The following is a 16,521-nucleotide window of genomic DNA, read 5'->3' on the forward strand; positions in this document are numbered from 1 at the left end:
GAGTAAGCGTGGCTTCACACCAAAGGGTGTGGGGCAGGGTAGTTTCAAGAGAGCGACGCAACCCCTAAGAGGGAGATCAGTGACTGAGGAAACCGCCGCCATGACGGCAGGTACAAAACTCACCCTGCGTGATGTGGTGACGGTGAAGCTGCCTGCCGCGAGTGCCTATCTGTCGGTGCTGCGCACCGCTACGGCCGGGCTCGCGGTCAGGCTCGACTTCACCATCGACGAGATCGAGGACCTGCGGATCGCCGTCGACGAGGCGTGCGCGATGCTGCTCGCCCAGGCCGTCCCGGGAACGGACCTGGTCTGCGAGTTCGAACTGACCGGCGACGCGATGCGCATCGCGGTCTCGGTGCTGACCGTCGACGGGCGCACGCCCAGCCGCGACACCTTCGCCTGGACCGTGCTCTCCTCGCTCGCGGGCGAGGTCGACGCCACCGCGGGACCGGACGACCGCGTGACCGTCACGCTGCAGAAGCGGCGGGGCCTGGGCGGAACTCCGTGACGTCCCCCGAGCGCACCTCCGAGGGAGAGGGCATCCTGGCCGAGGAGGTCGTGGTGCCCGAGCCGCAACGCGCCGCAACGGTTCCCGACCGCTCCCGGGCCAAGGAACTGTTCCACCGGATGCAGAGCCTGCCCGAGGGAGACCCCGAGCGGCAGCGCCTCCGCGACCAGCTGGTCGAGATGCACCTCCCGCTGGTGGAGTACCTCGCCCGCCGCTTCCGCAACCGCGGCGAGTGGCTGGACGACCTCGTCCAGGTGGCCACCATCGGGCTGATCAAGTCGATCGACCGCTTCGACCTCGAGCGGGGTGTGGAGTTCTCCACCTACGCCACCCCGACGATCGTCGGCGAGATCAAGCGCCACTTCCGCGACAAGGGCTGGGCGGTCCGCGTCCCGCGCAGGCTGCAGGAGCTCAAGCTCAGCCTGACCAAGGCGATCAGCGAGCTGGCCCAGAAGGAGGGCCGCGCGCCGACCGTCGCCGAGCTGGCGGCCCACCTGCAGATGACCGAGGAGGAGGTGCTGGAGGGCCTGGAGTCCGCCAACGCCTACTCCACCGTCTCGCTGGACGCCCCGGACTCCGGTGACGAGGACGCCCCCGCGGTCGCCGACTCGCTCGGCATGATCGACGAGTCGCTCGAGGGCGTCGAGTACCGCGAGTCGCTCAAGCCGCTGCTGGAGAAGCTCCCGCCCCGCGAGAAGAAGATCCTGCTGCTGCGCTTCTTCGGCAACATGACCCAGTCCCAGATCGCCACCGAGCTCGGCATCAGCCAGATGCACGTCTCCCGGCTGCTGGCCAGGACCCTGGCCCAGCTGCGCGAGGGCCTGACCGCCGAGGACTGAGGACACGACACGTCCGAGGAGGGGCGCCGGTCAGTCCGGCCGCTCCTCCTCCTGTTCTCCGCCTCCGTACAGGGCCACGGTGACCGGCCTGCTGAACAGCGCGAGCAGCGCGCAGACCGCGACGGCCGCGAGCGGGTAGCCCCACTGCGGCTGGTCGCTCTGCACCAGGGACACCGCCACCGGCAGCAGGAACAGCTGGGTCAGCACGGCCGGGGAGCGGCTCCAGTGCGCGCGCGTGGCCAGCCCGTGCGCGACCTTGAGCATGGCCGCGCCGCCGGCGAGCGCCAGCACGGCGACCGCCAGCGCGGTCGTGGTGTTCTGCGGCTCCCCCACGATGACCTCGAAGCCGGTGTAGAGCCCTCCGCCCACCGCGAGCAGGCCCACGACGGCCTCCAGAGCGGCGGCCAGGAACAGGGTGCGGGGTGGACGATTCGACACGCTCACCAGCGTACCGCCGGGTCGCGTGACATACGCTGGCGCCGTGCGCGCCATGCTGATCGCCAATCCGAAGGCCACCTCGACCACCCTGCGGGCCAGGGAGCTGCTCACCCGCGCGTTCGCCGGCGACCTGGAGGTGGAGACCGTCGAGACCGGGCACCGGGGCCACGCGACGGAGCTGGGCGCCCTCGCGGCCGCCAAGCGGTACGACTTCGTCATCGCCCTCGGCGGCGACGGCACCGTCAACGAGACGGTCAACGGGCTGATGAGCCATGGCAGGGAGGCCGCGGACCGGCCGGCCCTGGCGATCCTGCCCGGCGGCAACGCCAACGTCCTGGCCCGCGCGCTGGGCCTGCCGAACGATCCGCTGCGCTCGATCGCGGCGATCCTGGGGGCGCTGCGCGCCGGGCACACCCGCACGATCGGCCTGGGCCACGTCTCCACCGGCCTGGAGGACCGCTACTTCACCTTCACCACCGGCATCGGCCTGGACGCCGAGGTCGTGCGGGCCGTCGAGGAGATGCGGGGCGGGGGGAAGGCCACGAACACGATGTACGTGCGGGGGGCGCTGCGCCACTTCTTCTCCGGCACCGACCGGCGGCGTCCCGCGCTGGAGGTCCACGACCACCAGGGGCGGGTCGCACGCGGCCTCTACCTCGCCTTCGTCTCCAACGCCTCGCCCTGGACGTACCTGGGCCCGCGCCCGGTCGTCCCGAGCCCGCGGGCGGGGTTCAGCACCGGCCTCGACCTGTTCGGCATGCGCAGCCTCGGCGTCCTGCCGGTGCTGGGCGCGCTGGCGCAGATGATGGTCCCGGCCACCGGAGGTCCGCGCGGGCGCCACGTGGTGGAATTGCACGACGCGCCCGAAGTCACGATCAAGGCCTCCCGGCCCATGGCTTTGCAGGTCGACGGGGATTACCTGGGACTGCGTGATCATTTGAAGTTCCGCAGCGTGCCCAAAGCAGTACGAGTGGTCATCTGAGATGAAACTCTCATTGCATTGGGCTGCGGGAAGCCCTATGCGCAACCGCTTAAACCACTAATGTGACGGGCACGTTCCAACGGTGTGACACATGCGACATCCATACTTTGAGAAACGTTTCTCAAAGTACTTGCGCCGTCCATTGCCCCCCTGACACGCTCAAAGTGCGCCTTCGAGCAGGGCAGTGCGCCCGACACGGACCTGATCTGCACAGGCGCGACCCCGAGGCCATCGATGTGACTCGGAACGCATCCCACATCGTGAAACGTTCATTTGAGTTTCATTTCGAGAAGGAGTGGACGCATGGACTGGCGCCACCGCGCAGCCTGCCGTGACGTGGACCCCGAGCTGTTCTTTCCGATCGGAAACACCGGCCCGGCCCTGTTGCAGATCGAAGAGGCGAAGCAGGTCTGCCGCAAGTGCGACGTGAACGACGCCTGCCTCCGCTGGGCACTGGAGTCCGGTCAGGACGCCGGGGTGTGGGGCGCCATGAGCGAGGACGAGCGCCGCGCCCTCAAGCGCCGCGCGGCCCGTGCCCGCGCCCGCGCCAACATGAACGCCTCCGTCTAGAACAAAAGATCGCCGTTTTCCTTTTCGGTGAGTAGGACGCCGGGGACTTCTTCCCGGTTCACCTCTTCTCCGACTCCTCTGAATTTCTCGGGGCTTCACGCAAGGGGCCTGGAACCTCCGGTACCCCTCCCGAAACGCAGACCAGTCGACGCGTCTGGCGGCCTCCGGCCCCCCAGGCGCGTTCCGGCTTTCCGGCGGTGTTCCGTCACGGCGCCGGGCCGCGGGGCGGCCCCGGTCAATCCGCGGCGGGGCGGCTCGCCAGCGGCAGGTCGAGGGTGACCTCGGTGCCGCCGCCGTACCGCTCCCCGAACTTCAGGGTCCCGCCCAGCTCGCTCTCGGTGAGCGTGCGGACGATCTGCAGGCCCAGGCTGTCGGCGGTCTCCGGATCGAAGTCCGGGGGCAGGCCCGCCCCGTCGTCGGAGACGACCAGCCGCAACCGGCCCTCGGTGCGCGAGGCCAGCACCTCCAGCGTGCCGCCCCGCCGGGACAGGCCGTGCTCCAGGGCGTTCTGCAGCAGTTCGGTGAGGATCATCGCGATCGGGCTGGCGATCGCCGCGGGCAGCACCCCGAAGTTGCCGCGCCGCTTGGGCTGCACCCGGGTCTCCACCGCCATCACCTCCCCCGACATGGCGATCACCCGGTCGGCGATGTCGTCGAAGTCGATCAGCTCGTCGGGGGTGTGCGAGAGGGTCTCGTGCACGATCGCGATCGAGCCGACCCGGCGCACCGCCTCCTCCAGCGCGGCCCGGCCCTCGGGGATGCGCAGCCGCCGCGCCTGCAGCCGCAGCAGCGCCGCGACCGTCTGCAGGTTGTTCTTCACCCGGTGGTGGATCTCGCGGATGGTGGCGTCCTTGCTCATCAGCTCGCGGTCGCGCCAGCGCAGCTCGGTGACGTCGCGCATGAGCGCGATCGAGCCGATGCGCTCCCCCGAGATGATGAGCGGGATCATCCTCAGCTGCACCACCGAGCCGTTGGACTCGATCTCGACCTCGCGGTCGGCCTTGCCGCTGAGCACGCCGACCAGCGACTCGTCCATCGGCGTGCCGTCGTCGGTCAGCCTGTCCGCGGTCTCGCCCAGGTGCACGCCGACCAGGTCGGTGGCCAGGCCCAGCCGGCGGAAGGCCGACAGGGCGTTGGGGCTGGCGTAGATCACCCGGCCGGCCAGGTCCACCCGCAGCAGCCCGTCGCCGACCCGGGGCGAGCGGATGAGGTTGGGTTCGGCGCCCGGCACCGGGAACCGGCCCTCGGAGATCATCTGCGCCAGGTCGCTGGCGCTCTGCAGGTAGGTCAGCTCCAGCCGGGAGGGGGTGCGCGCGGAGCTGAGATTGGTGCTGCGCTGGATCACCCCGATCATCTTGGACCGCTCGCCCCGGCGGGCCAGGATCGGGATCGACTCCTCCCGGACCGGGATGCCGCTCCCCCACTCGGGGTCGCCCTCCCGGACGATGCGGCGCTCCCGCCAGGCCACGTCGATGAGCCCGCGCCTGCCCGTCCGGACGATCTTGCCGACCAGGTCGTCGGGGTAGGCGGTCGGCCCGGTGGTGGGGCGCATCTGCGCCACGCAGACCCATCCCTCCACCGTGCGGGGAGGCCACTCCTCGGGGCTCACCGGACGGCGCGGGTCGCGCTGGGGCACCCACAGCACCAGGTCGGCGAAGGACAGGTCGGCCAGCAGCTGCCAGTCCGAGACCAGGGAGTGCAGCCACTCCAGATCCTGCTGGTCGAGGTCGGTCTGCTGACGGACGAGATCGGACAGGGTAGGCACCTGACCATCATGGCAGCAGGGGCACCTGGGAGGATGAGCAGGTGAACCCCTTGAAACGGCTGCGCGAGGACACCGAGCGGCGGGAGCTGGCGGGACTGCGGCGGAGGTTGCGGCCGCGAAGTGCCGACCACGACGGCCTGATCGACCTGGCCTCCAACGACTACCTCGGGCTGTCCCGCGATCCCCGGCTGATCGAGGGAGCCGTCCGGGCCGTCCGCGAGTACGGCACGGGCTCCACCGGCTCGCGCCTGGTCACCGGCACCACCCGGCTGCACGCCGAGCTCGACGAGCGCCTCGCCGCGTTCTGCGGGGCCGCCGCGGGCCTGGCCTTCTCCTCCGGCTACCTGGCCAACCTGGGGGCGGTGGCGACGCTCTCCGGCCCCGGCACGCTGGTGATCTCCGACCAGGTCAACCACGCCTCGATCGTGGACGCCTGCCGGTTGTCCCGCGCCCGGGTGCAGATCGCCCCGCACCGCGACACGGCCGCCGTCGAGCGAGCGCTGCGGGACCGCCCCGAGGAGCACGCGCTGGTCGTCACCGACGCGGTCTTCTCCGTGGACGGCGACCTGGCGCCGCTGGCCGAACTGCACCGGCTGGCCCGGGAGCACGGAGCCCTGCTGGTGATCGACGAGGCGCACGCCCTGGGCGTCGTCGGCGAGTACGGGCGGGGCGCGGCCTGGGCGTCGGGGCTGGCCGGGGAGCCCGACGTGGTGCTCACCCTCACCCTTTCCAAGTCGCTCGCCTCGCAGGGCGGGGCGGTCCTGGGCGCGCCCGAGGTGATCGAGACCCTGATCGACACCGGCCGGACGATGATCTTCGACACGGGACTGAACCCGGCGGCGCTGGGGGCGGCGCTGGCCGCGCTGGACGTCATCGAGTCCTCCCCCGAGCTTCCCGCCAGGGCCCGCTCCAACGCCCGCGCCATCGTCAAGATCGCCGAATCGCACGGGCTGGAGAGCTCCGTCCCCGACGCCGCGGTCGTCCCCGTGTTCCTCGGGGAGGCGCGGGCGGCGCTGCGGGGGGCCGAAATCTGCGCGGAACAGGGCCTGAAAGTTGGCTGTTTCCGGCCACCCTCGGTGCCGGAGGGCCGCGCGTGCCTGAGGATCACCGCAAGGGCGAGCCTCAACGAGGTGGAACTCACAGGTCTCGACCAGGGACTGGGTGCGGTCGCCCAGGCTGTGGCCCCGTAATCTGCTCGCGTAACATCGAGCCAAACCGGCGGTGAACAAGGAGATTCGTTGACAGCCGAACACGCCCTAGGTGATTTCGGGCTCGGCCCGCTTCCGAGCAGGCCGCAGAGCCCGGGCTCGCCTCTGGCGAGCGCGCCGCGGATCCCGAAGTACTACCGCCTCAAGGAACTGCTCGTCGAGCTGATCACCTCGCTGCCCCCGGGCAGCCCGCTGCCGCCCGAGCGCACCCTGGCCGAGCGGTACGGCACCTCCCGGACCACGGTGCGCCAGGCGCTGGCCGAACTCGTGATCGAGGGGCGGCTGCAGCGCATCCAGGGCAAGGGCACCTTCGTGGCCAAGCCCAAGGTCCCCCACCAGCTCCAGCTGGTCGGCTACACCGAGGACATGCGCCACCACGGCCTCCGCCCGGAGACCAAGATCCTGGACGTGGCGTACCTGACCGCCGACGAGCGGCTCGCGTCGCTGCTGGGCATCAGGCCCGGCGGCCGGGTGCTGCGCATCCACCGGCTGCGGCTGGCCGACGGCGACCCCATGTCGATCGACTACACGCACCTGCCCGCACGCCGCTTCCCCGGCCTGCGCAAGGAGCTGTCGCGCAACCTGTCGCTGTACGAGACGCTCGCCGCCGCCTACGACGTGCACCTGGCCGAGGCCGAGGAGACGATCGAGACGGTGCTGGCCACCCCGTACGACGCGCAGGTGCTCGGCGTCGACGTCGGACTGCCGCTGATGCTGATCTCGCGCCAGTCCTTCGACACCTCGGGCGAGCCCGTGGAGTGGGCCCAGTCCTTCTACCGCGGCGACCGCTACAAGTTCGTCACCCGCCTCCGCCGCCCCGGCGCCTGAGGGCCGGGTCGGCCGGCCAGCGGGGCCGGCCGACCCAGCAGGCCTGCCGACCCGGCGGGGCAGGGCCCGCCGCCCCACCCGCCGTTTCCACGAAAGCCCGCCAGGGCGACCCCCGGACACAGCTCACCCGACCGCAGCGAAGCGAGGATCGGGTGAGCCGGGAACAGACGACCGCAGCGAAGCGAGGATCGGCTGTTCCCCTCGCGGGGGTCTGGGGGTCGCCCCCCAGATCTACAGGGTCTGGCTGAGGGCCTTGATGGGCATCTGGAGCTCGGTGAGCAGGTCCAGGTCCTTGTCGGCGTTGCGGCCCAGGGTCGTCAGGTAGTTGCCGACGATCATGGCGTTGATGCCGCCGAGCAGGCCGTCCTTGGTGCCCAGGTCGCCCAGCGTCAGCTCTCGGCCGCCCGCGTAGCGCAGGATCGTGCGCGGCAGCGCCAGCCGGAAGGTGGCGATGGTCTTCAGCGCCTCGGGGCCCTCGACCAGGGGGAACGACTCGAACGGGGTGCCCGGGCGGGGGTTGAGGAAGTTCAGCGGCACCTCGTGCGGGTCCAGCTCGGCGAGCTGGGAGGCGAACTCGGCGCGCTGTTCCAGTGTCTCGCCCATGCCGATGAGACCGCCGCAGCAGACCTCCATTCCGGCCTCGCGGACCATCTGGAGGGTGTCCCAGCGCTCTTCCCACGTGTGGGTGGTGACGACCTTGGAGAAGTGCGACTTCGCGGTCTCGAGGTTGTGGTTGTAGCGGTGCACGCCCCAGGACGACAGCGCGTCGACCTGCTCCTGGGTGAGCATGCCCAGGGAGCAGGCGATCTGGATGTCGACCTCGGCGTTGATCGCCTCGATGCCCTTGCGCACCTGGTCCATCAAACGCTCGTCGGGCCCGCGCACGGCGGCCACGATGCAGAACTCGGTGGCGCCGGTCTTGGCGGTCTCCCTGGCGGCCTCGACCAGCGAGGGGATGTCCAGCCAGGCGGCCCGCACCGGCGAGGAGAACTGGCCGGACTGCGAGCAGAAGTGGCAGTCCTCGGGGCAGCCTCCGGTCTTGACCGAGATGATGCCCTCGACCTCGACCTCCGGGCCGCAGTGGCGCATGCGCACCTCGTGGGCGAGGGCGAGCAGCTCCTCCAACCGGTCGTCGGGGAGCGAGAGACACTCCAGGGCCTGCGCCCGGTCGAGCCCCCGGCCCTCCTCCAGCACCTGCTGCCTGGCGATCGTCAGGATGTCAGTCACGGGGTTGTGCCTTTCTGGTGGGTCTCTCGGAAGGTAGCAGCGTCGAAGATCCCGCCGAACGCCGGGGACAGCCCGGCGCGGGCGGCGAGCAGGAACTCGGGGGCGTCGAGGGCTCCCGCGCCCGCGGGCAGCGCTCCCGCCAGGGGCCGGGCGGCCAGGGTCTCCAGGTCGCGGAGGTTGCAGCGCTGGGCCAGGTCGGGGTCGGCGGGCCAGGACCCGACGACCAGCCCGGCGAGCTGGACGCCGCGGTGCGCCATCGCCTCCAGGGTGAGCGCGGTGTGGTTGAGGGTGCCCAGGTCGGCCCGTGTGGCCACCACGACCGCCGCGCCCAGCCAGCGCGCGAGGTCGGCGATGGTGTTGCCCTCCTCGTCGAAGCGCACCAGCAGCCCGCCCGCGCCCTCGACCAGCACCAGGTCGCGGGTGTGCGCCAGGTCGCCGATCAGCCCCACCGACCGGGGCAGCTGGACCGGGGGCAGCCCGCTGACCCGGGCCGCCGCGGCGGGCGACAGCGGGTCGGGGAAGCGCGCCCCTTCGTGCAGGTCGGTGACGGCGGCCAGCCGCCGGACCTCCTGGAGGTCGCCGGGCTCGTCGGGGCCCACTCCGGTCTGGGCCGGCTTCACCACAGCGACGGAAGCCCCGCGGGCGGCCGCCAGCGCGGCCAGCGCGGCCGTCACCACGGTCTTTCCGACTCCGGTATCGGTGCCGGTGACGATGAGAACACTCACGGCCCCGACCCTAGACCCCGCGCCCCGCCCGCCCGCTCGCGGAATCCCACAGAAAACAGTCGTCCCGCTTGTACGGGAGACAGACGACCGCAGCGAAGCGAGGATCGGCTGTCTTCTCACCGGGGGTCTGGGGGTCGCCCCCCAGACTGACAAGACAGACGACCGCAGCGAAGCGAGGATCGGCTGTCTCCCCCACCAGGGGTCTGGGGGTCGCCCCCCAGACGGGCAGGGCTCAGGCCGAGGTCAGGGTGCCGTGCTCCACGCAGCGGGCGGTCCAGCCGCGGGGGGTCACCTGAACCACCATGCGGCGGCGGCAGTGCGCGCAGAAACGGGGCGGCTCCAGCCGCAGTGCCTCCCGGCAGGAGGGGTGTCCGCCCGGCTCGCCGCAGTGCTCGCAGTACGTCTCCATAGCCGGACAACCTACTCGATGGCTATCCGATGACCGCGATGAGATCCTCCGCCTGGATCACGTCGCCCTCCTTCACCGCCACCCTGGTGACGGTGCCGCCCTCCTCGGCGAGGACCGGGATCTCCATCTTCATGGACTCCAGGATGACCAGGGCGTCGCCTTCGGCCACCGCCGCCCCCTCGGCGACCAGCACCTTCCAGACGTTCGACACCAGTTCCGCGCGGACCTCGGCCACGGCGGCCCCCCTCGTTCGGCACCATCGGCCCGGCCCCCCGCCGGCCCGCCCGCCCGTGATCGACGGATCTCCCGAACCTATCGAGGCGGAGGCGTCCCGGGGGGCGGGCCGGCCGACAAACGGCGCCCGGGAAATTTGTGGCGGGCGTCACCTTCGCCGTGCCGTCAGGCCGATTTGATCGCGCTCGCCAGGAGGTGGATGCCGATCGACTCGTCCTCGACCCGGCAGTCGTAGGGGGTCTGCAGCTCGGTGCGCACCAGGCGGGGCAGCGCCTGCGGGTCCTGGTTCAGCAGGTGTTCGGCGGTGGAGGGGGACACGACGGTCCGCGGCCTGATCCACTCCACCTCCAGGCCGGCCTCCACCAGGAACTCCCGCACCTGCGCCGACCAGAAGCAGCGGGTGATCGTCCCGTCCGGCCAGGGCACCAGCACCACCTCGGCGCGCGGCACGTCCGAGAGATGCGGCCACAGGTTCTGCTCGGCCAGCACCGCCAGGCCCAGGGTGAGCGAGTCGACGCACAGGAGCAGCCGGCCGCCGGGCCGCAGCACCCGGGCGATCTCCTGGACCGTCTCCTCGGTGGCCAGGCAGCGGGAGAGCACGCCGTCCTCGGCGATGACCGCGTCCACGCTCCCGTCGACCAGGAAGTCCAGGGTGGACGGGTCGGCCACGATCCGCTGGTGCCCCTCCGAGGAGGCCTCCGGGGTGGCGACCACTTCCAGCACATGGTGCCCGGCCGCCGCGGCCTGCCGTGCCGACCCGCTCTCCCCTCCCGACACGTCCAGGATCGTGGAGCTGCTCCGGGGCAGCCAGCGCGCCAGCTGGGCGGAGGCCACCTCCCGGTAGAACGCCCAGTAGCCCGACAGCTCGTCCTGATCGCGATCCTGACCGAGAGCGGGGGATCTGCCCGGTAGCGGCAGCAAAAGGGGGACTCCTGTCTACGTGTACGGGTCATCCTTCCCCGCACCGGCCTTCTGTCACCCTTCAGCCGCGTAGGGAAGCGTTCATCTTCCGGGAATGCGCATCCGCCTTTCGATGTTGCCTCGAAGGTACAACGTGCGAGGGGTGGTCAATGCCGGTGCTGGCAGGGGTCCGTGACAACGAGGGTCGGAGCGGAAGGCTATTGTCGTATCCGCAAGATCGTGCACCGGTTCCTTCTCAGGGGGTGGGTACAGTACCGGGCTCCACCGAGACGATGGCCCAGCGCAGCGCACGCTTCCAGCGTGACGTGCTGCCCTTCCTCGACCAGCTCTATCCGGCCGCGCTGCGGATGACCCGCAACCCCGCGGACGCGGAGGATCTCGTCCAGGAGACCTTCGCCAAGGCCTTCGCCTCCTTCCACCAGTTCAGGGAGGGGACGAATCTCAAGGCCTGGCTTTACCGCATCCTTACCAATACGTTCATTAACACTTACCGCAAGAAACAACGCGAGCCGAAGAACAGCGGCACCGAGAACATCGAGGACTGGCAGCTGGCCCGTGCCGAGTCGCACACTTCCAGCGGCCTGAAGTCCGCCGAGGCCGAGGCGCTGGAGCACCTGCCGGACTCCGACGTCAAGCGGGCGCTGCAGGACCTTCCCGAGGACTTCCGCATCGCGGTCTACCTCGCCGATGTCGAGGGTTTCTCCTACAAGGAGATAGCCGACATCATGAACACCCCCATCGGTACGGTGATGTCGCGGCTGCACCGGGGCCGGCGACAGCTGCGCTCCATGCTGGAGGACTACGCCGTCGAACGAGGCCTCACTCGGGAGGGTTCGCAATGAGCTGCGGAAACGAGCACCAGACCCCGTGCACCGAGGTCCTGGCCAAGGTCTACACCTACATCGACGGCGAACTCGAGGACATGAGCTGCGCCGAGATCCAGCAGCACCTGGACGAGTGCAGGCCCTGCCTGCGCGAGTACGGGCTGGAGGAGTCGGTGAAGAAGCTGGTCGGCAAGTCCTGCGGCTGCGACCCGGTGCCCGCCGATCTCAAGGCCAAGGTCCTCGGCCGGATAGAGCAGGTGCTGGCCTCGCCCCCGCCGGGGGAGGCCGAGCAGTAGGCTTGCGCGGGTGCGCATTCTCGTCACCGGCGCGGCCGGGTTCATCGGCTCGCATCTCGTGGACCGGCTCCTGGCCGACGGTCATGAAGTCATCGCCGTGGACAACCTCGCCTCCGGGCATCGGGGCAACCTCGGCGACGTCGAGTTCCACGACCTCGACGTCGCGGACCCGGCCCTGGCCGAGCTCGCGGCGGCCCGCTCCCCCGAGGTCGTCTGCCACCTGGCGGCCCAGGTGAGCGTCCGGGTCAGCGTGTCCGACCCGCTGCTGGACGCCCGCACCAACGTCATCGGCACCATCAACGTGCTGGAGGCGGCCCGGGCCGCGGGTTCCCGCAAGACGGTCTTCACCTCCAGCTGCGCGGTCTACGGCGTCCCGGACTCCCTGCCCGTCGGAGCGGACGCCGAACTGCGCCCCAAGTCCCCCTACGCCGCGTCCAAGACGACCGGCGAGATCTACATGCAGGCCTACCGCGAGCTGCACGGGCTGGACTACACGACGCTGGCGCTGGCCAACGTCTACGGCCCGCGCCAGACTCCGGGAGGAGAGGCCGGCGTCATCTCCATCTTCACCGCCGCGCTGCTGGAGGGCCGCCCGACGACCGTGTACGGCGACGGGGGCAACACGCGCGACTACGTGTACGTCGCCGACGTCGTGGACGCCTACGCCAAGGCGCTGGAGACGGGTTCGGGCCGGCGCTTCAACATCGGCACCGGCGTGCAGACCTCCGACCGGCGGTTGCACACCCTCGTCGCCGGGGCCGCGGGCGCTCCGGACGAGCCCGGCACCGCGCCGTTCCGGCTGGGCGACCTGCCCGCGATGGCGCTCGACCCGGCTCCCGCGCTGTCCGGGCTCGGCTGGAAACCGCGCACTCCGCTGGAGGAGGGGCTCGCCGCCACGGTCGAATGGGCCAGAGGGCGGTAGATCGCTCAACATTGCGTGACGAACTGTTCACGCTTTGCTCTCGTTTTTCCGTGTCGCTGTGGGAGCAACGTCACGTTGGTTAGTCTTAGGGCTAACCGGCCAGTGGCGGGGAGCAAGGTACCAGATCCGGGGAATCTCCCCGGATCTTCTTCGGGGGGAGAAAGACCATGCTCAGGTACTTGACGTTCGTCACGCTCTACGCGGCGGCGACCGTGACGGTGCTGCTGACCGGACCCATGGGCGTCTCCTGGGTCTGAGCCGCCGGCGGCGCTTCCAGACCGGGGAGCGCCTCGGTTCACCCGGACCCGGAGTGTGAGAGGCGGCGACATGCGCGGACTCCCCGGCCTTCCCCCCGCCGCCTGGGGGTACATCGGCACGGTCGTCGCGAGCGCCGCCCTCGTGTTGTCCACCGGCTCCTACGGCGACGTCGAACGGCCGACCTTCATCGTCCTGGCGGGGCTGTTCCTCGTCTGCGACTCCGCCCCCGCCCTCCTCAACCTGGAACGGGCGCGGGTCTCCCTCAGCTTCTCGGTGTCCCTGGCGTCCGTGGTGCTGCTCGGACCCGACGGCGCCGCCCTCGTCGGCGCGTGCGCCCTCGTCGCCTTCCAGCGCGTCCCCCTCGTCAAACGCCTCTACAACGCCTCGCAGTTCGCGCTGTGCGGGTACATCGCGGGAACGGTCTACGAGCTGCTCCGGCCGGTCGGCTCGCACGCCCGCTGGCGCCCCACCATCAACCTGGAGCTGCTGCCGTTCGCCGGCGCGCTCGTCGCCTACGTCGCCTGCAACCTGGTGATGGTCGGCGGCATCCTCCTGCTGAGCAGGCAGGCCACCGTGCGCGCGCTCGTCGACGAGATCCGGCGGCTCACCCCCGGGCTGCTGGGCTACGGCTCGTTCGGGCTGCTCATCGCCGGCATCTACCAGGCCGTCGACATGTTCGCCCCGGTGCTGGTGCTGCTGCCGCTGCTGGTCGCGCGGTGGGCCCTCGCCCAGACCCGCGACCAGCAGCGCGCCCACGAGGCCACGCTCGCCGCGCTGTGCCAGGCGGTGGAGACCAAGGACTACTACACCCGCGGGCACAGCGAGCGGGTGTCGCGCGGCGCGGTGATGATCGCCGAGGAGATCGGCATGGGCCCGGCGCGGCTGGAGGCCATCCGGTTCGCCGGGATGCTGCACGACGTCGGCAAGCTCGGCGTCCCCACCAAGGTGCTGAAGAAGGACGGCCCCCTCTCGGAGACGGAGTTCGCGGCGATCCAGCTCCACCCGATGCGCGGGATCGAGATCGTCCAGGAGATCGGGTTCCTGGACGAGGCTCTCGACGGGATCAGGTACCACCACGAGAAGCTCAACGGGCGCGGATACCCCATGGGCCTGGCCGGAGAGGAGATCCCGGAGTTCGCCCGCATCATCGGCGTGGCCGACGCGTTCGACGCGATGACCTCCACCCGGTCCTACCGCCCGGCGCGCTCGGTCGAGGAGGGCGTCGCCGAGCTGCGCAAGTGCAGCGGCACCGACTTCGACCCCCAGATGGTGGAGGCGTTCCTGCGCGCGCTGGACAAGAAGCCCTGGAATCCGCCGAAGCCGGTGGTCCTGCCCGAGGGCGAGCACGTCCAGACCACCCGGCAGGACCACGACGACCCGAGCGCTCCGCTCAAGGTGATGGGCGAGGGACCATGGTGACCGGCAGCCGCCTGCAGGTGGCACGGGAGAGACCGGCCTGGCAGCATCTGGACTCCGCCCAGCTGGTGCTGCTGGGCGCGGCCGTGGCGCTGACCGTCGCGGCGGCCGTCTCGCTGGCCGCGGCCGGCGGGGTGGCCGAGCCCAAGCCCGCGATCATCTTCGGCGCGCTCATCGCGCTGGGCGAGCTGTTCCGGATGAACATGCCGGGCGGGCGCGAGGTCGCGCCGATCAGCACCGCCGGGGCGCTCGGCTACGGCATGCTGATGAGCGTCGGCGGCGAGGCCGTCACCTACTCGGCGCTGCAGGTGGTGGCGGTGACGGCGGCGGGGATGTTCGCCGGCACCTTGCCGCACATCGCGGTCGGCCGCTCCCCCCAGCTCGACGCGATGGCCCGCCGGCTGGTCGTGGCCGCGGTGGTGGCGTTCCTGTTCCGCCCGCTGACGGGGCTGCTGTTCGACGAGCGGCTGGACCTCGCCGAGTGGTGGACGGCGCTGGGCCTGATGACGCTCATCTCGTGCACGGCGGTCTGCTCCGACATGGTGGTCGCCGCGGCGATCCGCGCGGAGGCCGTCCGCGTCCGGTTCGGCATCGCCTTCCTCGACGAGTTCCGCGCGGGCGTGCTGCTGTGCGCGGCCAAGACCGCGACGGGCATGCTCATCGCCGTCGCCACGTCCGTCATGGGACTGGCGGCACTGCTGCTGTTCACCGCCCCGATCCTGACCACCCAGTTCGCCTTCCGCCGTTACGCGGCGGTGCGCACCACCTACCTGCAGACGATCCGCGCCCTCTCGCGGGTCACCGAGGTCGGCGGATACGTCGAGACGGGCCACTCCCGCCGGGTCAGCAGGCTGGCCGTGGCGATGGGCCGCGAGCTGGGCATGACCGAGGAGCAGTCGCTGGAGCTGGAGTACGCGGCGCTCATGCACGACATCGGGCAGCTCTCGCTGCCCGACCCGATCCCCGGCGGGGCGACCGTGCTGGCCTCCCCCGCCGAGCAGCGCCGGATCGCGGAGCTGGGCGCGAACGTCATCGAGCAGACCGGGGTGCTGGACAAGGTCGCCCACATCGTGCGCCGCCAGTCATCCCCCTACTCCGCCGATCCGGCCCCGCCGCTGGCCAGCCGCATCATCAAGGTCGCCAACGCCTACGACGACCTGGTCGGCGACTCCACCGACCGGGACCGCGCCGCCGCGGTCCTGGACCGGCTGCGGCTGGACTCCGCCTCCGAGTACGACCCGACCGTGGTGGAGTCGCTGGGCACCGTCCTGGAACGCCGCACCTACCGCTGGTGACCGCCCCCTCCCCGAGAGAATCTCACTCCCCCTGCCTATCCTGAGTGTGACGTCTCATCACCCTGGGTAGCCATTCTTTTGTCACCCCGGCTGACGACCGGGTCTTCAACGGGGTGGTCCCGTAAGACCAGGGAGCGAATCGTGTACCAGCCCTACCGCGATCCCGCCCGTGCCTTCGCCCGCAGGCTCCTCCTGGGCTGCGTCCTCCTGGCCGCCGTGTCCCTGCTGCTCGGTCTGGGCGCCTGGCTGAAGTCCTTCACCGTCTCTCCGCCGCCTCCCCCGAAAGCCCGCCCGGCCGTCACGGTCACCGTGACCGTCACCTCCGCCGTCCCGGCCGGGCCTTCGGGCAGGAGCCCGGACGAGGACCGGCCCGTCGCCCTTCCGCGGGGAACGGACGGCGCCGCCCAGACCGCCTGCAGCGCCCTCGTCCAGGCGGAGGTCCTGCGCCGGAAGGGCCGCCGCGCCGAGGCCGCCGTCCGGGGCAAGGCCGCGCAGGAGGCCGCGCTCGCCTCCGCCGTCCCCGCCCTGCGCACGCTGAAGGGCCGTCCCGCGAAGGAGGTCACCGCCCGCCTCGGCGCCTGGTGCCCCCGGCACTTCCCCGGCCTGAGCCCCAAGCCGTTCCCGTCGTCTCCGCTGCCCGCCCCGCTCCGGTCGGGCGCACGGCGCACGGCCACCGCCTCCCCGGCGTGCAGCTCCTCCGACTCCTACGCCCGCGGCCTGGACCCCGGCCGCCCCGACTTCGGCGACCAGGACCCGAACGACCCCCGCTGCGTCCGCCACTGAGTCCGACCACCCGAAAACCGGCCGCCCACCTGCCGGAGTCCGGCTCGGCGAGTACCGGCTCCGCGTGCGCGGG

19 protein-coding genes are annotated in these 16,521 nt (G+C 71.2%); 12 read left to right on the forward strand and 7 right to left on the reverse strand.

Translation table 11 applies throughout. The features are described from left to right. Nucleotides 1-79 precede the first annotated feature (79 nt). Entirely contained in the window at nt 80-508 is a 429-nt protein-coding gene (locus tag ABD327_RS07475; RefSeq protein ID WP_344449470.1) for an ATP-binding protein, read from the forward strand. Between the two features lie 119 nt (nt 509-627). Next, complete coding sequence (locus tag ABD327_RS07480; RefSeq protein WP_344450099.1) at nt 628-1,347, forward strand: RNA polymerase sigma factor SigF; 720 nt, start codon at nt 628-630, stop codon at nt 1,345-1,347. A gap of 30 nt (nt 1,348-1,377) precedes the next feature. Here ABD327_RS07480 and ABD327_RS07485 read toward each other — a convergent pair whose 3' ends face one another. Then, nucleotides 1,378-1,785: a hypothetical protein gene (locus ABD327_RS07485; RefSeq protein WP_344449471.1), complete on the reverse strand. Its 408-nt coding sequence runs from the start codon at nt 1,783-1,785 to the stop codon at nt 1,378-1,380. 52 nt (nt 1,786-1,837) lie between these two features. Here ABD327_RS07485 and ABD327_RS07490 point away from each other — a divergent pair, with 52 nt between their 5' ends. Together ABD327_RS07490 and ABD327_RS07495 are read left to right on the forward strand one after the other, a co-directional pair. Then, nucleotides 1,838-2,767, forward strand: a complete 930-nt coding sequence (locus ABD327_RS07490; protein WP_344450100.1) for a diacylglycerol/lipid kinase family protein — start codon at nt 1,838-1,840, stop codon at nt 2,765-2,767. A gap of 303 nt (nt 2,768-3,070) precedes the next feature. Then, entirely contained in the window at nt 3,071-3,337 is a 267-nt protein-coding gene (locus ABD327_RS07495) for a WhiB family transcriptional regulator (RefSeq protein ID WP_344449472.1), read from the forward strand. Between the two features lie 235 nt (nt 3,338-3,572). Here the strand turns inward: ABD327_RS07495 and ABD327_RS07500 are convergent, their stop codons facing one another. Next, on the reverse strand, nt 3,573-5,102 hold the full coding sequence (locus tag ABD327_RS07500; protein WP_344449473.1) for a sensor histidine kinase: 1,530 nt from the start codon (nt 5,100-5,102) through the stop codon (nt 3,573-3,575). 41 nt (nt 5,103-5,143) lie between these two features. Here ABD327_RS07500 and ABD327_RS07505 point away from each other — a divergent pair, with 41 nt between their 5' ends. Both ABD327_RS07505 and ABD327_RS07510 read left to right on the forward strand, forming a co-directional pair. Next, nucleotides 5,144-6,292, forward strand: a complete 1,149-nt coding sequence (locus ABD327_RS07505; RefSeq protein WP_344449474.1) for an 8-amino-7-oxononanoate synthase — start codon at nt 5,144-5,146, stop codon at nt 6,290-6,292. A gap of 123 nt (nt 6,293-6,415) precedes the next feature. After that, nucleotides 6,416-7,138, forward strand: a complete 723-nt coding sequence (locus tag ABD327_RS07510) for a GntR family transcriptional regulator (protein WP_344450101.1) — start codon at nt 6,416-6,418, stop codon at nt 7,136-7,138. 231 nt (nt 7,139-7,369) lie between these two features. Here ABD327_RS07510 and bioB read toward each other — a convergent pair whose 3' ends face one another. From bioB to ABD327_RS07535, 5 genes are all read right to left on the reverse strand, one after another. After that, nucleotides 7,370-8,365: a biotin synthase BioB gene (bioB, locus tag ABD327_RS07515; protein ID WP_344449475.1), complete on the reverse strand. Its 996-nt coding sequence runs from the start codon at nt 8,363-8,365 to the stop codon at nt 7,370-7,372. After that, the gene (gene bioD / locus ABD327_RS07520) at nt 8,362-9,090 is read right to left on the reverse strand and encodes a dethiobiotin synthase (protein ID WP_344449476.1); all 729 of its coding nucleotides are present in this window, start codon (nt 9,088-9,090) and stop codon (nt 8,362-8,364) included. Before bioD ends, bioB begins: the two co-directional genes overlap by 4 nt. A 232-nt stretch (nt 9,091-9,322) precedes the next feature. Then, nucleotides 9,323-9,499, reverse strand: coding sequence for a biotin synthase auxiliary protein BsaP (gene bsaP, locus ABD327_RS07525; RefSeq protein WP_344449477.1), 177 nt, complete (start codon nt 9,497-9,499; stop codon nt 9,323-9,325). Between the two features lie 22 nt (nt 9,500-9,521). Further along, nucleotides 9,522-9,734 (reverse strand): biotin/lipoyl-binding carrier protein, encoded by a 213-nt coding sequence (locus ABD327_RS07530; RefSeq protein WP_344449478.1) that lies wholly within the window; start codon nt 9,732-9,734, stop codon nt 9,522-9,524. A 164-nt stretch (nt 9,735-9,898) separates the two neighbouring features. Then, nucleotides 9,899-10,654: a class I SAM-dependent methyltransferase gene (locus tag ABD327_RS07535; protein WP_344449479.1), complete on the reverse strand. Its 756-nt coding sequence runs from the start codon at nt 10,652-10,654 to the stop codon at nt 9,899-9,901. 272 nt (nt 10,655-10,926) lie between these two features. On the opposite strand from ABD327_RS07535, the gene ABD327_RS07540 reads away from it, so the two are divergent. From ABD327_RS07540 to ABD327_RS07565, 6 genes are all read left to right on the forward strand, one after another. Further along, the gene (locus ABD327_RS07540) at nt 10,927-11,496 is read left to right on the forward strand and encodes a sigma-70 family RNA polymerase sigma factor (protein ID WP_344450102.1); all 570 of its coding nucleotides are present in this window, start codon (nt 10,927-10,929) and stop codon (nt 11,494-11,496) included. Then, a complete protein-coding gene (gene rsrA / locus ABD327_RS07545; RefSeq protein ID WP_344449480.1) occupies nt 11,493-11,774 on the forward strand; it encodes a mycothiol system anti-sigma-R factor in 282 nt (93 codons plus the stop codon). The genes ABD327_RS07540 and rsrA overlap by 4 nt, the downstream gene beginning before the upstream one ends. Nucleotides 11,775-11,784: 10 nt before the next feature. Further along, nucleotides 11,785-12,696: an NAD-dependent epimerase/dehydratase family protein gene (locus tag ABD327_RS07550; protein ID WP_344449481.1), complete on the forward strand. Its 912-nt coding sequence runs from the start codon at nt 11,785-11,787 to the stop codon at nt 12,694-12,696. 327 nt (nt 12,697-13,023) lie between these two features. After that, nucleotides 13,024-14,373, forward strand: a complete 1,350-nt coding sequence (locus ABD327_RS07555; RefSeq protein ID WP_344449482.1) for an HD-GYP domain-containing protein — start codon at nt 13,024-13,026, stop codon at nt 14,371-14,373. After that, nucleotides 14,367-15,665, forward strand: coding sequence for an HD-GYP domain-containing protein (locus tag ABD327_RS07560; RefSeq protein WP_344449483.1), 1,299 nt, complete (start codon nt 14,367-14,369; stop codon nt 15,663-15,665). Before ABD327_RS07555 ends, ABD327_RS07560 begins: the two co-directional genes overlap by 7 nt. 141 nt (nt 15,666-15,806) lie before the next feature. Further along, nucleotides 15,807-16,448 (forward strand): hypothetical protein, encoded by a 642-nt coding sequence (locus ABD327_RS07565; RefSeq protein WP_344449484.1) that lies wholly within the window; start codon nt 15,807-15,809, stop codon nt 16,446-16,448. The last annotated feature ends 73 nt before the right edge of the window (nt 16,449-16,521 follow it).

This window comes from Actinocorallia aurantiaca, from assembly GCF_039533685.1.
In the GTDB taxonomy this organism is placed as follows: domain Bacteria; phylum Actinomycetota; class Actinomycetes; order Streptosporangiales; family Streptosporangiaceae; genus Actinocorallia; species Actinocorallia aurantiaca.